This window comes from Leifsonia sp. L25, from assembly GCF_050632895.1.
On the sequence record NZ_JBODRZ010000002.1, the window covers coordinates 341,677 to 354,393 of the forward strand.

Here is a 12,717-nt window from a genome sequence, read left to right on the forward strand (position 1 = left end):
GTCAGGCGACTCGCTGCGCCGGGGAGGTCGTCTCCGCCGGGTCGGTCACCGCGACGTCCCCGACCGCCTCGTCGATGCGGGCGAGCACGTCGCCGCTGAGCCGGACGCCCGCGGCCTTCACGTTGGAGGCCACCTGCTCCGGCCGGGATGCGCCCACGATCGCGCCGGACACGTTCGGGTTCTGCAGCACCCAGGCGATCGCGAGCTGCGCCATCGTCGCGCCGAGCTCGTCGGCGATCGGCTTCAGCCGCTGCACGGAGGTGAGGACGTCGTCGCGCAGGAAGCCCTTGATCGCGTTCGCACCGCCCTTGTCATCGGCTGCCCGGCTTCCCTCGGGAAGCGGCGCGCCCGGGAGGTACTTGCCGGTGAGCACGCCCTGCGCGACCGGGGACCAGACGATCTGCGAGATGCCCAGCTCGGCAGAGGTCGGCACGACCTGCTTCTCGATGACCCGCCAGAGCATCGAGTACTGCGGCTGGTTCGAGATGAGCTGGAAGCCGAGTTCCGTGGCGAGGGCGTGACCGGCGCGGAGCTGGTCGGCGGTCCACTCGCTGACGCCGATGTAGAGCGCCTTGCCCTGTCGCACGATGTCGGCGAACGCCTGCATCGTCTCCTCGAGCGGCGTCTCGTAGTCGTAGCGGTGCGCCTGGTAGAGGTCCACGTAATCGGTGCCGAGCCGGGTGAGCGAGCCGTCGATCGACTCGAGGATGTGCTTGCGCGAGAGTCCGGTGTCGTTGTGCCCCTTGGGACCGGTCGGCCAGTAGACCTTGGTGAAGATCTCCAGCGACTGGCGGCGCTGGCCCTTCAGGGCGTCGCCGAGCACCTGCTCTGCGGCGGTGTTCGCGTAGGCGTCCGCGGTGTCGAAGGTGCTGATGCCGGCGTCGAGGGCGGCGTGGACGCACTGCGTCGCCGTCTCGTTCTCGACCTGGGAGGCGTGCGTGAGCCAGTTGCCGTAGATGATCTCCGAGATCTTGAGACCGCTGTTGCCGAGGTATCTGAATTCCATGCCTCCACGCTAGTCCCGTGCTCCGGCGGCCGCCGTCCACGATGTCGTGGCCGGATGGGAGGATTGAGGGGTGGGAGGGCTTCTTCATGGGTAGGGTTCGTCGTGGGTAGGGCGGACGGCAGCGACCGGCGGGTGACGACCGCCGACGTCGACGACGCCGACGCCACCATCCTGCACGTCGACATGGACGCCTTCTTCGCCTCCGTCGAGCTGCTCGACCGGCCGGACGCCCGCGGCAAGCCCGCCATCGTGGGCCACGCCGGCGGCCGAGGGGTGGTCACCAGCGCCACCTACGAGGCGCGCCGGTTCGGCGTGCGAAGCGCGATGCCGGTCTCCCAGGCGCTGCGGCTGTGCCCGACCGCGATCATCTTGCCGCCGCACTACGAGAAGTACACCGAATACTCCGGCAAGGTGATGGACATATTCCACGAGGTGACCCCGCTGGTCGAGCCGCTCAGCATCGACGAGGCGTTCCTGGACGTCGCCGGTGCGCGCCGGCTGCTGGGGTCGCCGCGACGTATCGCCGAGCTCATCCGTTCGCGTGTCCGTGAGGAGACCGGCCTCACCTGCTCGGTCGGCGTCGCCGGCACGAAATTCATGGCCAAGCTCGCCTCCGGTCACGCCAAGCCGGACGGGATGCTCGTCATCCCGCCGGCCGACGCGGTCGCCTACCTGCGTCCGCTGCCGGTCGGCGCGCTCTGGGGCGTGGGCGCCAGCACCCAGGCGTCGCTGGAGCGGATGGGGATGCGGACCGTCGCCGACCTCGCCGACGCCCCGCTGACCGTTCTGCAGCGCGCCGTCGGCGACGCGACCGCGCACCGGCTGCACGAGCTCGCCAACGGTCGCGACCCGCGCCGGATCGTCACCGTCTCCCGCGAGAAGAGCATCGGCCATGAGAACACCTTCTCGGTCGACGTGGAGGACCCCGACACCCTGCGCCGAGAGCTGCTCCGGCTCTCCGGGCGGGTCGGCGAACGGCTCCGCAAGCACGGGATGGTCGGCCGCACGATCGCGATCAAGGTGCGGTTCTCCGACTTCCGCACCATCACCCGCTCCCGCACCCTCGCCGAGCCGACCAACGTCGGGCGGCGGCTGTTCGAGGAGGCCTGGGACGTCTTCGAGGCGCTCGACCTCCGCCTGAAGGACACCCCGATCCGGCTGATCGGCGTGCGGGCCGAGCAGCTCGCCGACGCCGGCGGCGACGCGCTCGCGCTGTGGGACCCGGACGAGGAGTGGCGCGAGGCCGAGCGCACCCTCGACGCGGTCAGCGCACGGTTCGGGCGCGGCACGATCGGCCCTGCCTCCCTGGTCCGCAGGGCGCGCGACGCCGACGCCGCCGAGCGCGACGGCCGCAACCCGCGCTGGCTGAGCGACTAGAGCGTGTCCTGAACCGCACCCCTCTCGTTGAGGATGCGTCTCGTTCAGTCGGCCACACCTCCTGCTCGCGGTGGAGCTGTTGTTCGTTAAGTGGTGTTCCGGACGATACGTGTCAGGTGTGAGATTTGACGCAAAAGGCGCGAGCTTATAGCGTCGAAACCCACATACTTCGCTCCACGCGGAAGTACGTCTTTGTGTCGAAACAGGGGGGTTTCTCATGGGCCAGATCAGCGTTACGCCGGAAGAACTGAAGCAGCAGGCTCAGGTCTACACGCGCTCGAAGGAAGAGATCGAGCAGGCGATCCAGAAGGTCAACCAGATGAACTCGACCATTGCCGAGCAGTGGAAGGGTCAGGCGTTTCAGGCCTATCTCGAGCAGTACAACCAGTTGCACGAGAGCGTGAAGAAGTTCGAGGAGCTGCTGGTCAACATCAACGAGCAGCTGAACAAGTACGCGGACACCATCGCCGAGCGTGACGCGCAGGACGCGCAGAGCTTCGGCTTCTGATTGCGTTTGCCGTCGGTTGTGCCTACGGCGCGTCTCAGGTTGAGGCCGCAGGTTCCTCGGAGGTCGCGACGCGCGGCAGCCTCTCTGCGGTTGGTCGGCTGTTGCGGTGTTGTTTGAAGGGCGGGGAATGAAGGTCGCATCGAATACCGCCGCAGCGGAGGCTGCGGCTGCGGGTTTCGCGAGCATCGAGGTTGAGAGCGATGGGCGGCAGGTGGCGCTGGGGTCGAGCACTGTTGCGAGCATGCGAGAGGGCGCGGGCGTTGCGCCTGGACGCGAAGAACTACTTCGTGCAGAAGGGGCTGGCCGCGAGCAGAGAGCTCGACTCGTACGTGGGCCGGCTGGCACGCGATCACGCAGACCTTCTGGATGAGACAGAGCGGGAGGTCCGCTCGACGTCGGAGGCCGAGCTGGAACGGTTACGGCGAGAGAAGGCGGACGTGTCATGGGGCTGATCTACGACTCGGGGGACTCGGCTGCGTTGACGGGGCGCTTTCGGCGAACCTGACGGCCGCGGCGGCTGTGCTGGATGCCACGGTCAGCGCCTGCGCACAGCTTCGGGAGGTTATGGCGGGTGGTGAGCTTTCGGGCAAGGGCTACTCGGCGGTCGACACCCTCTTCGCGCAGATCGTCCAGCCGTCCGTCGCGGATGCGCAGGGCGAGGTCGATGCCATCGAGGTGGACCTGGAGAAGTACACGCAGGCGGACTCGTTTGTGGCCGGCTTCGGGGTGCTGAAAGAGGATGAGCTGAACATCCAGCTCCGGGCGACGAGGGCGCAGCGGGACGCGACGGAGCGTCAGATCGAGGCGAACCGGACGGCGGCTGCTGCGTCATCGACGATTCCCGGGTTGGCTCCGGCGTTGGAGGCGGGGAACGCACAGTTGGAGTTGGTGCTGGCGCAGCTCGATGCCACCGTGCGGGATCTGGAGGGCAGGCTGCAGGCGTTGCATGACTTCGCTGCGCGGACAGCGGGGCTGTTCGTGGACAGGCTCGCGAATCTCGCGGCGGCGACCGGCGACACGGTTTCCCTTCTGGAGCAGTTGACGGGCTCGCTCATTCTCGGGTCTGTCGGCACCGGTCTCGGTGCTGGTTTGACGAGGCAGGCGATTCTGGATCAGCTCGCCGGCAACAAGATCGCCCGGGACGCTGAAGGTCGGTTGAAGTATGGCGGGAGGTTTCTGGTGCGCGCAATTGTCAAGAAGGTCGCGCTCTGGGTGGGCATTGTGTTCGCGTTCTGCGTGGTTCTGCTGGTCCTGACCAAGCTAGGGATGTCAGATACACGGTGACGAACCAGCGCGCGAGCGAAGTACGGAGTACACGATTGGAAGGACCACTTCATGCGGTTTAAGCAGCGGACGTTGAGCATGCCAACGTTGTGAGTCACACAGCAGAGCTTCACCCGGGGGACGAGCTGTTCGAGGTCGTGGACCCTGTCGGCGATTACTTCAAGCAGGTGTTGATGCACAACGGCTACTACACCAGTGGTCCCCTTGTGTTCTCCAGCGTTCCCGGCGGCCGAGACTTCACGATCATGACCACTCTCGGCAACCGGATCAACATCGTCGAGCACAGCGGTGAGAGTTTCCGTTTCAAGGAGCACCTCGAACTGGAGACCGACTTCTTCTACCGGCACTACGATCTGGAAAAGCCGGTGCCGTATGAGGAGATCGAGCGGGCGGTGGCGGCGGCGGGGCTGGAGATCAAGACCATCTACCACGTGGTCCTGAAGTTCTACGGCGAGGTCATGCTGGACCTGTATGTCGACGCGGTGGCTCGCGAATGGATGCTCTTCTCCAAGGCGTCACTTGCGGCGAGAAGCTGGCGTATCAGAACGTGGTCAGCCGCCGCGCGACCTTCCACTACAGCGAGCTCGGCGACCAGCTCGAATCGTTCGTGACGGACATCGTCCGGCAGGGTGGCACCCCGAAGGGTCCCTCCGTGTACAGCCTGAACAACGTGCCACTGGATGAAATCACCGACATCGAGTTCTTCCTCCCGATCCACGAGGCGGCCTTCAGAGCAGACGGAGGAATGCTGTTTCATTCCTCTTTCGAGATCAGCCCACTGGTAAAAGGAATCGTCACAGGAGACTTCGAGAACCAGACCGAGCTGATCTACGCGCGGCTCCTCGCTGCTCTCGACGCCAATGGCCTGGAGATCAACGCGCCCTTCTTCCATGTCTTCCCCGCAGACGGCTCCAAGTACGCGTCGGTGTACGTCGGCTATGCCGACCCGAGCGAAGCGGCGGACTGAGGAACGACTCGACGCGCTGGATGCCCCGTGAACGGGCGAACGGTCGCGTGCCACCCCGGCCATAACCGCCCTGGTCACGCCGGGGGACGCCGGGTACGGTGAACCCATGACGAACCTCTCCCTCAAGCTCGCCGAGACGATGAGCTCCTCCGGAATCAAGTCGGTCTACGGCGAGCCGATCGTCGTCGACGGCACCACGATCGTCCCCGTCGCCGCGGTGCAGTTCGGCTTCGGCGCGGGCGAAGGCCCCGGCGACGAGTCAGCGCCGGGCGGAGCGGGAGGCGGCGGCGCCGCGGTCCCGTTCGGCGCGTACATCAGCGACGAGACCGGCGTCCGGTTCCGGCCGAACCTGATCACGCTGCTCGCGGTCGCCATCCCGTTCGTGTGGGTGGCCGGTCACGCCTGGGCGCGGGTCATCCGCGCGCTCAAGCGGTAGCGCGCACGCGCACAGCCGCCCGGCGGTCTACACTGAACTCCTGAACACGGGAGTCCGGTGAGCCGGGCTGAGAGGAAGCTTCTCCAAGTTTCGACCGTCGAACCTGATCTGGGTCATGCCAGCGCAGGGAGGCATCTCACATCCCGTGCCCTCATTTCTGAACAGAAAGGGCACGAACAGTGCACGCAACCATTTCGTCCGTCTCCGCGACGTCCAAGCGCGTCCTCCGCTGGCGGGTCGTCGACATCGTCGTCGCCAGCGTCGTCGCCGTCGCAGCCGGCGTCGTCTTCTGGGTCTGGGGTCAGGCCTACAACCCGATCTCGGGGCCGGTCACCGCCGTCCTCCCGGGCTTCCAAGGCATTTTGAACGGCCCCTGGCTGTTCGCCGGCGTGCTCGTCGCGCTGATCGTCCGCAAGCCCGGCGCCGCCCTCTACGGCGAGATCGTCGCGGCCGTCGTCTCGATGCTGATCGGCACGCAGTGGGGCTTCGCCACGCTGCTGTCCGGCGTCGTGCAGGGGCTCGGCGCGGAGATCGTCTTCGCGATCTTCCTGTACGCCCGCTGGAACCTGGTGACTGCGCTGATCGCGGGCGCGGGCACCGGCATCGCCGAGTCGATCCTCGACCTGATCTACTCGTACCCCGGCTCCAAGCCGGAGTTCGCGATCGTCTACACGATCACGACGACCATCTCCGGCATCGTCGTCGCGGGCCTCGGCTCGTGGCTGCTGGTCAAGGCGATCGCCCGCACGGGAGCGCTCAGCCGGTTCGCCGCGGGCCGCGAGGTCACGGGGCGGGTCTAGGCGGCGGCCGGGAGGCGTTCATGCCGGAGCTGAGTCCGGCCGGCTCTGCGCCGGCCCCGGTCGCGGTCCATGTCGGCGACTGGGGCTGGCGTCACGCCGGCCGCAAGGGCTGGGCGGTCCGCGGGCTGAGCCTGTCGATCGAGCCGGGGGAGCGGGTGCTGCTGCTCGGCGCGTCGGGCGCGGGCAAGTCGACTCTGCTGGCCGGGCTCGCCGGGGTGCTGGGCGGCGACGACGACGGCGAGGCGGAAGGCGACCTCCGCGTCGACGGTCGGCATCCCGCGCAAGCGCGCGGCCGATCCGGGCTGCTGCTGCAGGACCCGGACGCGCAGGTGATCCTCGCGCGTGTCGGCGACGACGTGGCGTTCGCGTGCGAGAACCTCGGCGTCCCGCCCGACGAGCTGTGGACTCGCGTGCGCTGGTCGCTGGAGGCGGTCGGGCTCGACCTCCCGCTCGACCGCTCGACCGCACAGCTCTCCGGAGGCCAGAAGCAGCGGCTGGCGCTGGCCGGCCTGCTCGCGATGCGGCCGGGTCTGCTCCTGCTGGATGAGCCGACCGCGAACCTCGACCCCGGCGGCGCGCAGGAGGTCAGGGACGCCGTGTCCGCCGTGCTTGCGCGGACCGGTGCGACACTCATCGTCGTGGAGCACCGGGTGGCCGTCTGGCGGGACCTGGTGGACCGCGTCATCGTGCTGGACGCCGCGGGCGGCGTGCTCGCAGACGGCGCTCCGGAGGCGGTGCTCGCCGACACCGCGGGCCGGCTGCGGGAGGCCGGCGTCTGGCTGCCCGATGAGCCCGTGCCTGCCGCGCGCCCTGTCGCGCCGGGGGCGCCGTTGCTGGAGGCCCGCTCGCTCGCAGTAGGGCGATCTCCACTGTTCTCCCGCCGTAGCCCGCGGAAGCGCGCCGAGCGCGGCGGCGACCTGCTGGCGCATGCGCTCCCGTTCCGGGCGGACGTCGCGATCGCGGAAGGCTCCGCACTGGCGCTCACCGGCCCGAGCGGGGTCGGCAAGTCGACACTGGCGCTCACGGTCGGCGGCCTGATGCCGGCCCTGGGCGGAACCCTCGCCGCCGCGCCCGCGCTGGCGGGCGGCGCAGGCTCCGATCCCGGCGCCTGGCGTTCGCGCGAGCTGCTGACGCGCGTCGGCACCGTCTTCCAGAACCCCGAGCACCAGTTCATCGCCTCCACGGTGCGCGACGAGCTCGCCGCCGGGCCGCGCGCGCTCGGGCTCGCGCCGGAAGAGCTCGCCGAGCGCACCGAGCACCTCCTGGAGGCGCTCGGGCTCGCCGTACTCGCGGACGCGAACCCGTTCACGCTCTCCGGCGGCCAGAAGCGCCGTCTCTCGGTCGCGACCGCACTTGCGACGCGCCCCCGCCTCCTCATCCTGGACGAGCCGACCTACGGCCAGGACGCGAACACCTGGCGCCGGCTCGTCGAGCTGATCGCCGGCCTGCGCGACGAGGGGCACGCCGTCGTCGCCGCCACCCACGACGCCGAGTTCGCCGCGGCCATCGGCGCCGGCGAGCTGCGCCTCGAAAGCCGGCGGGAGGCGATCGCATGAGCATCGCCGAACCCGTCCGCAGCGGCCCGCTCGCCACGCTCAACCCGGTGTCCAAGCTGGGCGCCGCGCTGATCGTCACCGCGGTGCTGCTGGTCTCCATCGACCCGGTCTCGGCCGGCGTCGCCCTCGGGCTGGAGCTCGTCCTGCTCTGCTTCGCCGGCATCCCGGCACGTGTGCTGTTCGTCCGGACCTCGCCGATCCTGATCGCGGCGCCGCTCGCAGGACTCACCACCGTGCTCTACGGCCGGACCGCCGGGACGGTCCACCTGCACTGGTGGGCGATCGAAGTCAGCGACGGCTCCCTCCAGCTCGGGCTCGCGACCTTCCTGCGCGTTCTGGCGATCGGACTGCCGGCCGTCCTGCTGTTCGTGACCATCGACCCGACGGATCTCGCCGACGGCCTGGCGCAGCTCCTCAAGCTGCCCGCGCGCTTCGTGCTCGGCGGGCTCGCCGGCCTCCGGCTGGTCGGGCTCTTCGTGGACGATTGGCGCGCACTGACGCTCGCGCGTCGTGCGCGCGGCGTGGCGGAGTCGGGGGCAGTGCGCCGTTTCCTCGGCCAGTCGTTCTCGCTGTTCGTGCTCTCGATCCGCCGTGGGTCCAAGCTCGCGACGGCGATGGAAGCGCGCGGCTTCGGAGCGCCTGTCGCCCGCACCTGGGCGCGCCCCTCGGTGTTCCGCGGGCGGGACTGGGTGGCGCTGGCTGTCGCCCTGCTGGTGGCGGGCACGGCGGCGGCGGTGGCGATCGCAGTGGGGAGCTGGAATGTCCTGGGATCCTGACGAGCCGTCCGATGCGCCCGAGTTCTGCGAGCTGCTCGGGGCGGTCGCGGACGCGATGGACGCGACCGGGCGAGAGGCGCCTCCCGTCGTGCTCATCGACGGCCCGAGCGGGGCGGGGAAGAGTTCCCTCGCCGACCTGCTCGTGCGGCACTGGCCCGGCGCGGACGCCCCCCGCTTGATCCGGATGGACGACCTGTACCCGGGCTGGGACGGACTCCTCGCCGCGAGCGACGCGCTGGCCGGCGGCCTCCTCGAACCGCTCGCCCTCACCGGGCACGGACGCTGGCGGCGCTGGGACTGGGCGGGCGAGTGCCCGGCCGAATGGCACGACGTGGCAGGCAGGGCGCCGGTCATCGTGGAAGGCTGCGGCACGCTCGCCGCCGCCAACGTCCGCTGGGCGCACCTCGCGATCTGGCTGGACGCCGACGACGCCCTCCGCAAGGCGCGCGCGCTCGACCGCGACGGCGCGACGTTCGCGTCGCACTGGGACCACTGGCAGTCCGATTTCGAGGAGTACCTGGCCCGCGAAGACCCGCGGAGCCGCGCCGACGTGGTGCTGGACGTCACCGACTGGCCGATCGGCTCTGCACCCCGGCCGACCTCCGGGTCTACGGTGGTGCCATGAGCGAGACATCCCAGCCGGATCCTGAGTACATCGTCGAATACGCCGACGGCCCCTCGTGGGGACCGCCGAGCGGCGCTACCTGGTCGGCGGCAAGGTGGACGAGCGGATCGGCGCGGTGGCCGCGGTCGAGGGTCTCGAGTCGCTGTTCTGGTACGTCGCCGGCGAGGAGCGCACTCTCAACGGCGAGCGTCACGTCTCGTACCATTTCGACGCTCCCGACAGCGACCCGGTCGAGGCCGACAAGGACGAGGAGTCGCTCTAGCGGCTCGACACGGATGCCCCGGGAGTCGAAGACTCCCGGGGCATCGTTCGTCCGCGTTCCGCGGATCAGCTCTGCCGACGGGCCGTCCTGCGTCGTGCGGTCATGAGCGCGAGCCCGGTTCCGGCGATCGCGAGGAGGCCGGCCAGCGGCGCGAGCCAGCTCAGCACGTCGCTCCCGGTGTCGGCCAAGGGCGGGTCGGCCGAGGGAGGGTTCGCGGCCGGAGGGTTCGCCGCGGGCGGGTTCGCCGCGGGCGGGTTCGCCGCGGGCGGGTTCTCGACAGGCACGCGGAGGGCGTCGACCACGGCGGTGGACTCCGCCGAGCGGACGGCCGCCCCGGCCGGGCCGGTCGCGTCGGCCGTCGCCGTGTTGGTGATGCTGCCCGCGGCGTAGTCGGCGTCGGTCGACTGGTAGTCCGCGGTGCAGGTCAGTGCGGCTCCCGCTGCCAGGGTGACGTCAGCCGGGCACGTCACGGTCAGCGGGCCCCCGCTGCCGGAGAAGCTCTGCTCGGTGATCCCGACGGCGGTCAGGGTCACGTTCCCGGTGTTCGTCACCACGAAGGAATAGGCGATCGGCTGCCCGGCGCCGGAGATGGTGGTCGGATCGGCCTTCTTGTCGAGCGTGAGGCCCGGCGACTGATCGGCGGTCACGACCGCTGTCGCGGGCATGCTCGCCACATTGCCCATCGTGGCGTCCAGGCCGGTGGCGACGGCCGTGTTCGAGAGGGTTCCCGCGTCGACGTCGGCGGCGGTGACGTCGTAGGTCGCGTTGCACTCCACGGTGGCGGCCGGCGCCAGAGTCGTGGTCGGGCAGTCCGGTGTCGGGGCGGTACCCGTCCCGGTGAAGGCCACCTCGGTGACGTCGACGCCGGTCAGGGTCGTGTTGCCGGTGTTGGTCACCGTGAAGGTGTAGCGGACCGTGTCGCCCGCCGTCGCGATCGTCCCGGGGCTCGCCGTCTTCGTCAGCGTCAGGGACGCGGCCCGTGGTGCGTTCGTGAAGGTGCAGACCACGGACGGAGACTCACCGGAGTAGGTCGCCAACGCGAAGGAGACGGTCGTGCCGGTGCCGGTGATGGGGAACTGCGGGTTGCCCGGGTTGAGCGTGTCCACACAGGTGTACGTCGAGACGTACTGCGCCATGTTCGTGGTTCCCATCGCGGATTCGCTGGCCGTGTACGTGTCGCCGTACCGGGCGAGGGCAGGGCCGGCTCGGAGGACGCGGCCGTCCGGCGACTGCTGGAGCCCGGTCGCGGTTCCCGCGGTGACCGCCGCGGCGGGAAGGCTCACCGTGGGGCCAGTGACGTGCAGCGCGAACTGGTCGGTCGGGTTCACCCGCGCGACGACGTTCTTCTGCGCGCTGACGGCGGGCGGGAAGGCGCAGCTCGCCAGATCGACGATGCCGACCCCTCCCGGTCCGGTCAGCGACGCGGGGAGCGGAGTCAGGCTCCCGTCCAGCGAACCCGTCCCCGGGTCGATGGAGAAGACGCCGTTGGTTCCGCCCTGGCTCAGGTAGAGCGTCCCGTTGCCGTCGAAGGCGATCCCGTTGACGGCCGCTCCGCCGGGGACGGCGAAGATGCTCAGGAGCGATGGGAAGAGCGTCGCCGCCTGCGGGGCGGTCTGCGGCAGCGGAGCGCTGAGCGCCTCGAGCGTTCCGCCCGCCGTCGAGGACGCGACGAGGTAGAGGTTGCCGCCGCCGTCGAACGCGATGTCGCCGTTGGTCTGACCGGCGACGGCCGGGAAGGTGACCAACGGGTTCGGGCTGACCAGCTGATCGGTCGTCGTGTCGAAGCCCCAGAGCTGACCGGTGACGCCGTCGGTGCCGACGTCGCCGAAGTAGTAGATCCCGGTCGTCGGGTCCACGGCGCCGGCCGTGACGCCGGAGCCGGGCGCCGGCTTGCCCGGGTACGACGTCCAGGCGCCCGTTGCGGCGTCGTAGCCCTGCACGACCGTTCCGTTGTCGGAGGCCTGGAAGGCGGCGGTCCCGCCGATCGCGATGCCGAGCCCGTTCGGGGAGACGCCGGAGATGGTGGTGGAGGACTCGACGCTCGCGGCGAGTTGTGCGCCGCCTACCGACGAGCCGTCGATGCCTACCAGGTCGGCGGAATCCGGGACCCCGTCGCCGCCGGCACGACGCCGTAGAACGTGCTGCCGGAGCAGTCGAGCGCTCCGGCTGCGGTCGCCGGGCCCGCGGGACCGGAGGTCGCGGCGAGCGACACCAGGACTCCGACGACCGTCGCGAGGATCAGTCCGGGCCGAACCGCGCGTTTCGCGGCGTTCGCGGATGTGGGCATCGCCACCCTTTCGTTTCGTTGCGTCAGCGCGCATCGCGGGAGGCGAGTCGCGTGAGGGGTTTATAGCAACGAGGGCGGGGTGACATCCCGCGGAGACGGAGGGCGATATCCCCGGGAAGCAGGGGGATTCCGCGTGCTACGGCCGGCGACGCTCGGCAGGGAGGGGCCGAGGGTCGCCAGGATTCACCCGCGCCTTAACGCGGCAGAAGCGGACGGAGGGAGAGCTCGCACCCGGATTCAGGGGTTCCGGTATCCGCGGATCAGGCCCAACCGAGCTCGTGCAGCCGGTCGTCGTCGATGCCGTAGTAGTGCGCGATCTCGTGCACGAGCGTCACGTGGATCTCGTCGCGCAGTTCGTCCTCGTTCGCGCAGAAGGCCAGCAGCGGCTCGCGGTAGAGGATGATGCGGTCCGGCATCTCGCCGAAGCCGTAGGCGTCGCGCTCGGTCAGGGCGACACCGTCGTAGAGGCCGAGCAGGTCGAGGAGCCGTCCTCCGGGCGGTCCTCGACGACGAACACGACGTTGTCCAGTCCGTCCACCATCTCGTCGGGGAGTTCGTCGAGCTCGTCCGTGACGAGGCTCTCGAACGCGTCTGCGTCCAGGTGCAAGGGCATCGTCACCAGGCCCCGGCGACGGCGGCGTGGAGGCCGATCGTGCGTTTCGCGCGTCCGCGGCCGAAGCCGCGCGCCGTGGCCACCGCGAACCGCGCGCCGCGGATCGTGTGAACGACAGAGGGGACGGGGGCCGGGCCGGTGCTCACCTGGGCGAGTCTACCGGCGCGGCCGCCGTCCCCTCTGTTCTGGAACTGTCGGACCTGGCGTCGAGGTGCCGAAC

At 69.9% G+C, this 12,717-nt stretch carries 16 protein-coding genes and 1 pseudogene; 12 read left to right on the forward strand and 5 right to left on the reverse strand.

Features of this window, described 5'->3' with window-relative positions; all coding sequences use genetic code 11:
• Window position 1 precedes the first annotated feature (1 nt).
• Window positions 2–1,006 carry an aldo/keto reductase family protein gene (locus ACRAWC_RS02490; RefSeq protein WP_431346332.1) on the reverse strand — a complete coding sequence of 335 codons (1,005 nt, stop codon included), beginning with the start codon at window positions 1,004–1,006 and terminating at the stop codon, window positions 2–4.
• Between the two features lie 102 nt (window positions 1,007–1,108).
• Between ACRAWC_RS02490 and ACRAWC_RS02495 the strand changes: the two genes are divergently transcribed.
• The 12 genes from ACRAWC_RS02495 to ACRAWC_RS02550 all read left to right on the forward strand — a co-directional run bounded on the left by ACRAWC_RS02495 (window position 1,109) and on the right by ACRAWC_RS02550 (window position 9,597).
• The gene (locus ACRAWC_RS02495) at window positions 1,109–2,383 is read left to right on the forward strand and encodes a DNA polymerase IV (protein WP_431346333.1); all 1,275 of its coding nucleotides are present in this window, start codon (window positions 1,109–1,111) and stop codon (window positions 2,381–2,383) included.
• Window positions 2,384–2,600: 217 nt separating this feature from the next.
• Window positions 2,601–2,891 (forward strand): WXG100 family type VII secretion target, encoded by a 291-nt coding sequence (locus ACRAWC_RS02500; protein WP_179605143.1) that lies wholly within the window; start codon window positions 2,601–2,603, stop codon window positions 2,889–2,891.
• Window positions 2,892–3,151: 260 nt separating this feature from the next.
• Window positions 3,152–3,343, forward strand: a complete 192-nt coding sequence (locus ACRAWC_RS02505) for a hypothetical protein (protein ID WP_431346334.1) — start codon at window positions 3,152–3,154, stop codon at window positions 3,341–3,343.
• A 67-nt stretch (window positions 3,344–3,410) separates the two neighbouring features.
• Window positions 3,411–4,175 carry a hypothetical protein gene (locus ACRAWC_RS02510; RefSeq protein WP_431346335.1) on the forward strand — a complete coding sequence of 255 codons (765 nt, stop codon included), beginning with the start codon at window positions 3,411–3,413 and terminating at the stop codon, window positions 4,173–4,175.
• 89 nt (window positions 4,176–4,264) lie between these two features.
• Complete coding sequence (locus ACRAWC_RS02515; protein ID WP_431346336.1) at window positions 4,265–4,786, forward strand: hypothetical protein; 522 nt, start codon at window positions 4,265–4,267, stop codon at window positions 4,784–4,786.
• Window positions 4,669–5,142: a DUF5085 family protein gene (locus ACRAWC_RS02520; protein WP_431346337.1), complete on the forward strand. Its 474-nt coding sequence runs from the start codon at window positions 4,669–4,671 to the stop codon at window positions 5,140–5,142. Before ACRAWC_RS02515 ends, ACRAWC_RS02520 begins: the two co-directional genes overlap by 118 nt.
• Before the next feature lie 106 nt (window positions 5,143–5,248).
• The gene (locus ACRAWC_RS02525) at window positions 5,249–5,578 is read left to right on the forward strand and encodes a GerW family sporulation protein (RefSeq protein WP_431346338.1); all 330 of its coding nucleotides are present in this window, start codon (window positions 5,249–5,251) and stop codon (window positions 5,576–5,578) included.
• A gap of 179 nt (window positions 5,579–5,757) precedes the next feature.
• The gene (locus ACRAWC_RS02530; protein ID WP_431346339.1) at window positions 5,758–6,378 is read left to right on the forward strand and encodes an ECF transporter S component; all 621 of its coding nucleotides are present in this window, start codon (window positions 5,758–5,760) and stop codon (window positions 6,376–6,378) included.
• A 20-nt stretch (window positions 6,379–6,398) separates the two neighbouring features.
• A complete protein-coding gene (locus ACRAWC_RS02535) occupies window positions 6,399–7,934 on the forward strand; it encodes an ABC transporter ATP-binding protein (RefSeq protein WP_431346340.1) in 1,536 nt (511 codons plus the stop codon).
• Complete coding sequence (locus ACRAWC_RS02540) at window positions 7,931–8,710, forward strand: energy-coupling factor transporter transmembrane component T family protein (RefSeq protein WP_431346341.1); 780 nt, start codon at window positions 7,931–7,933, stop codon at window positions 8,708–8,710. Before ACRAWC_RS02535 ends, ACRAWC_RS02540 begins: the two co-directional genes overlap by 4 nt.
• A complete protein-coding gene (locus ACRAWC_RS02545; protein WP_431346342.1) occupies window positions 8,694–9,335 on the forward strand; it encodes an ATP-binding protein in 642 nt (213 codons plus the stop codon). The genes ACRAWC_RS02540 and ACRAWC_RS02545 overlap by 17 nt, the downstream gene beginning before the upstream one ends.
• Before the next feature lie 55 nt (window positions 9,336–9,390).
• Complete coding sequence (locus ACRAWC_RS02550; RefSeq protein ID WP_431346343.1) at window positions 9,391–9,597, forward strand: hypothetical protein; 207 nt, start codon at window positions 9,391–9,393, stop codon at window positions 9,595–9,597.
• A gap of 65 nt (window positions 9,598–9,662) precedes the next feature.
• Here the strand turns inward: ACRAWC_RS02550 and ACRAWC_RS02555 are convergent, their stop codons facing one another.
• From ACRAWC_RS02555 to ACRAWC_RS02570, 4 genes and pseudogenes are all read right to left on the reverse strand, one after another.
• Window positions 9,663–11,537, reverse strand: a complete 1,875-nt coding sequence (locus tag ACRAWC_RS02555) for a DUF7507 domain-containing protein (protein ID WP_431346344.1) — start codon at window positions 11,535–11,537, stop codon at window positions 9,663–9,665.
• A gap of 143 nt (window positions 11,538–11,680) precedes the next feature.
• Complete coding sequence (locus tag ACRAWC_RS02560) at window positions 11,681–11,884, reverse strand: hypothetical protein (RefSeq protein ID WP_431346345.1); 204 nt, start codon at window positions 11,882–11,884, stop codon at window positions 11,681–11,683.
• 260 nt (window positions 11,885–12,144) lie between these two features.
• A pseudogene (locus ACRAWC_RS02565) lies at window positions 12,145–12,497 on the reverse strand (metallopeptidase family protein).
• A 2-nt stretch (window positions 12,498–12,499) separates the two neighbouring features.
• Window positions 12,500–12,643 (reverse strand): hypothetical protein, encoded by a 144-nt coding sequence (locus tag ACRAWC_RS02570; protein ID WP_431346346.1) that lies wholly within the window; start codon window positions 12,641–12,643, stop codon window positions 12,500–12,502.
• Window positions 12,644–12,717: the final 74 nt, after the last annotated feature.

Coding starts and splice junctions, on each gene's coding strand:
- ACRAWC_RS02490 (WP_431346332.1), bottom strand. CDS start 1,006: ATGGAATTCAGATACCTCGGCAACAGCGGTCTCAAGATCTCGGAGATC.
- ACRAWC_RS02500 (WP_179605143.1), top strand. CDS start 2,601: ATGGGCCAGATCAGCGTTACGCCGGAAGAACTGAAGCAGCAGGCTCAG.
- ACRAWC_RS02520 (WP_431346337.1), top strand. CDS start 4,669: ATGGATGCTCTTCTCCAAGGCGTCACTTGCGGCGAGAAGCTGGCGTAT.
- ACRAWC_RS02525 (WP_431346338.1), top strand. CDS start 5,249: ATGACGAACCTCTCCCTCAAGCTCGCCGAGACGATGAGCTCCTCCGGA.
- ACRAWC_RS02535 (WP_431346340.1), top strand. CDS start 6,399: ATGCCGGAGCTGAGTCCGGCCGGCTCTGCGCCGGCCCCGGTCGCGGTC.
- ACRAWC_RS02540 (WP_431346341.1), top strand. CDS start 7,931: ATGAGCATCGCCGAACCCGTCCGCAGCGGCCCGCTCGCCACGCTCAAC.
- ACRAWC_RS02545 (WP_431346342.1), top strand. CDS start 8,694: ATGTCCTGGGATCCTGACGAGCCGTCCGATGCGCCCGAGTTCTGCGAG.
- ACRAWC_RS02560 (WP_431346345.1), bottom strand. CDS start 11,884: ATGCCCACATCCGCGAACGCCGCGAAACGCGCGGTTCGGCCCGGACTG.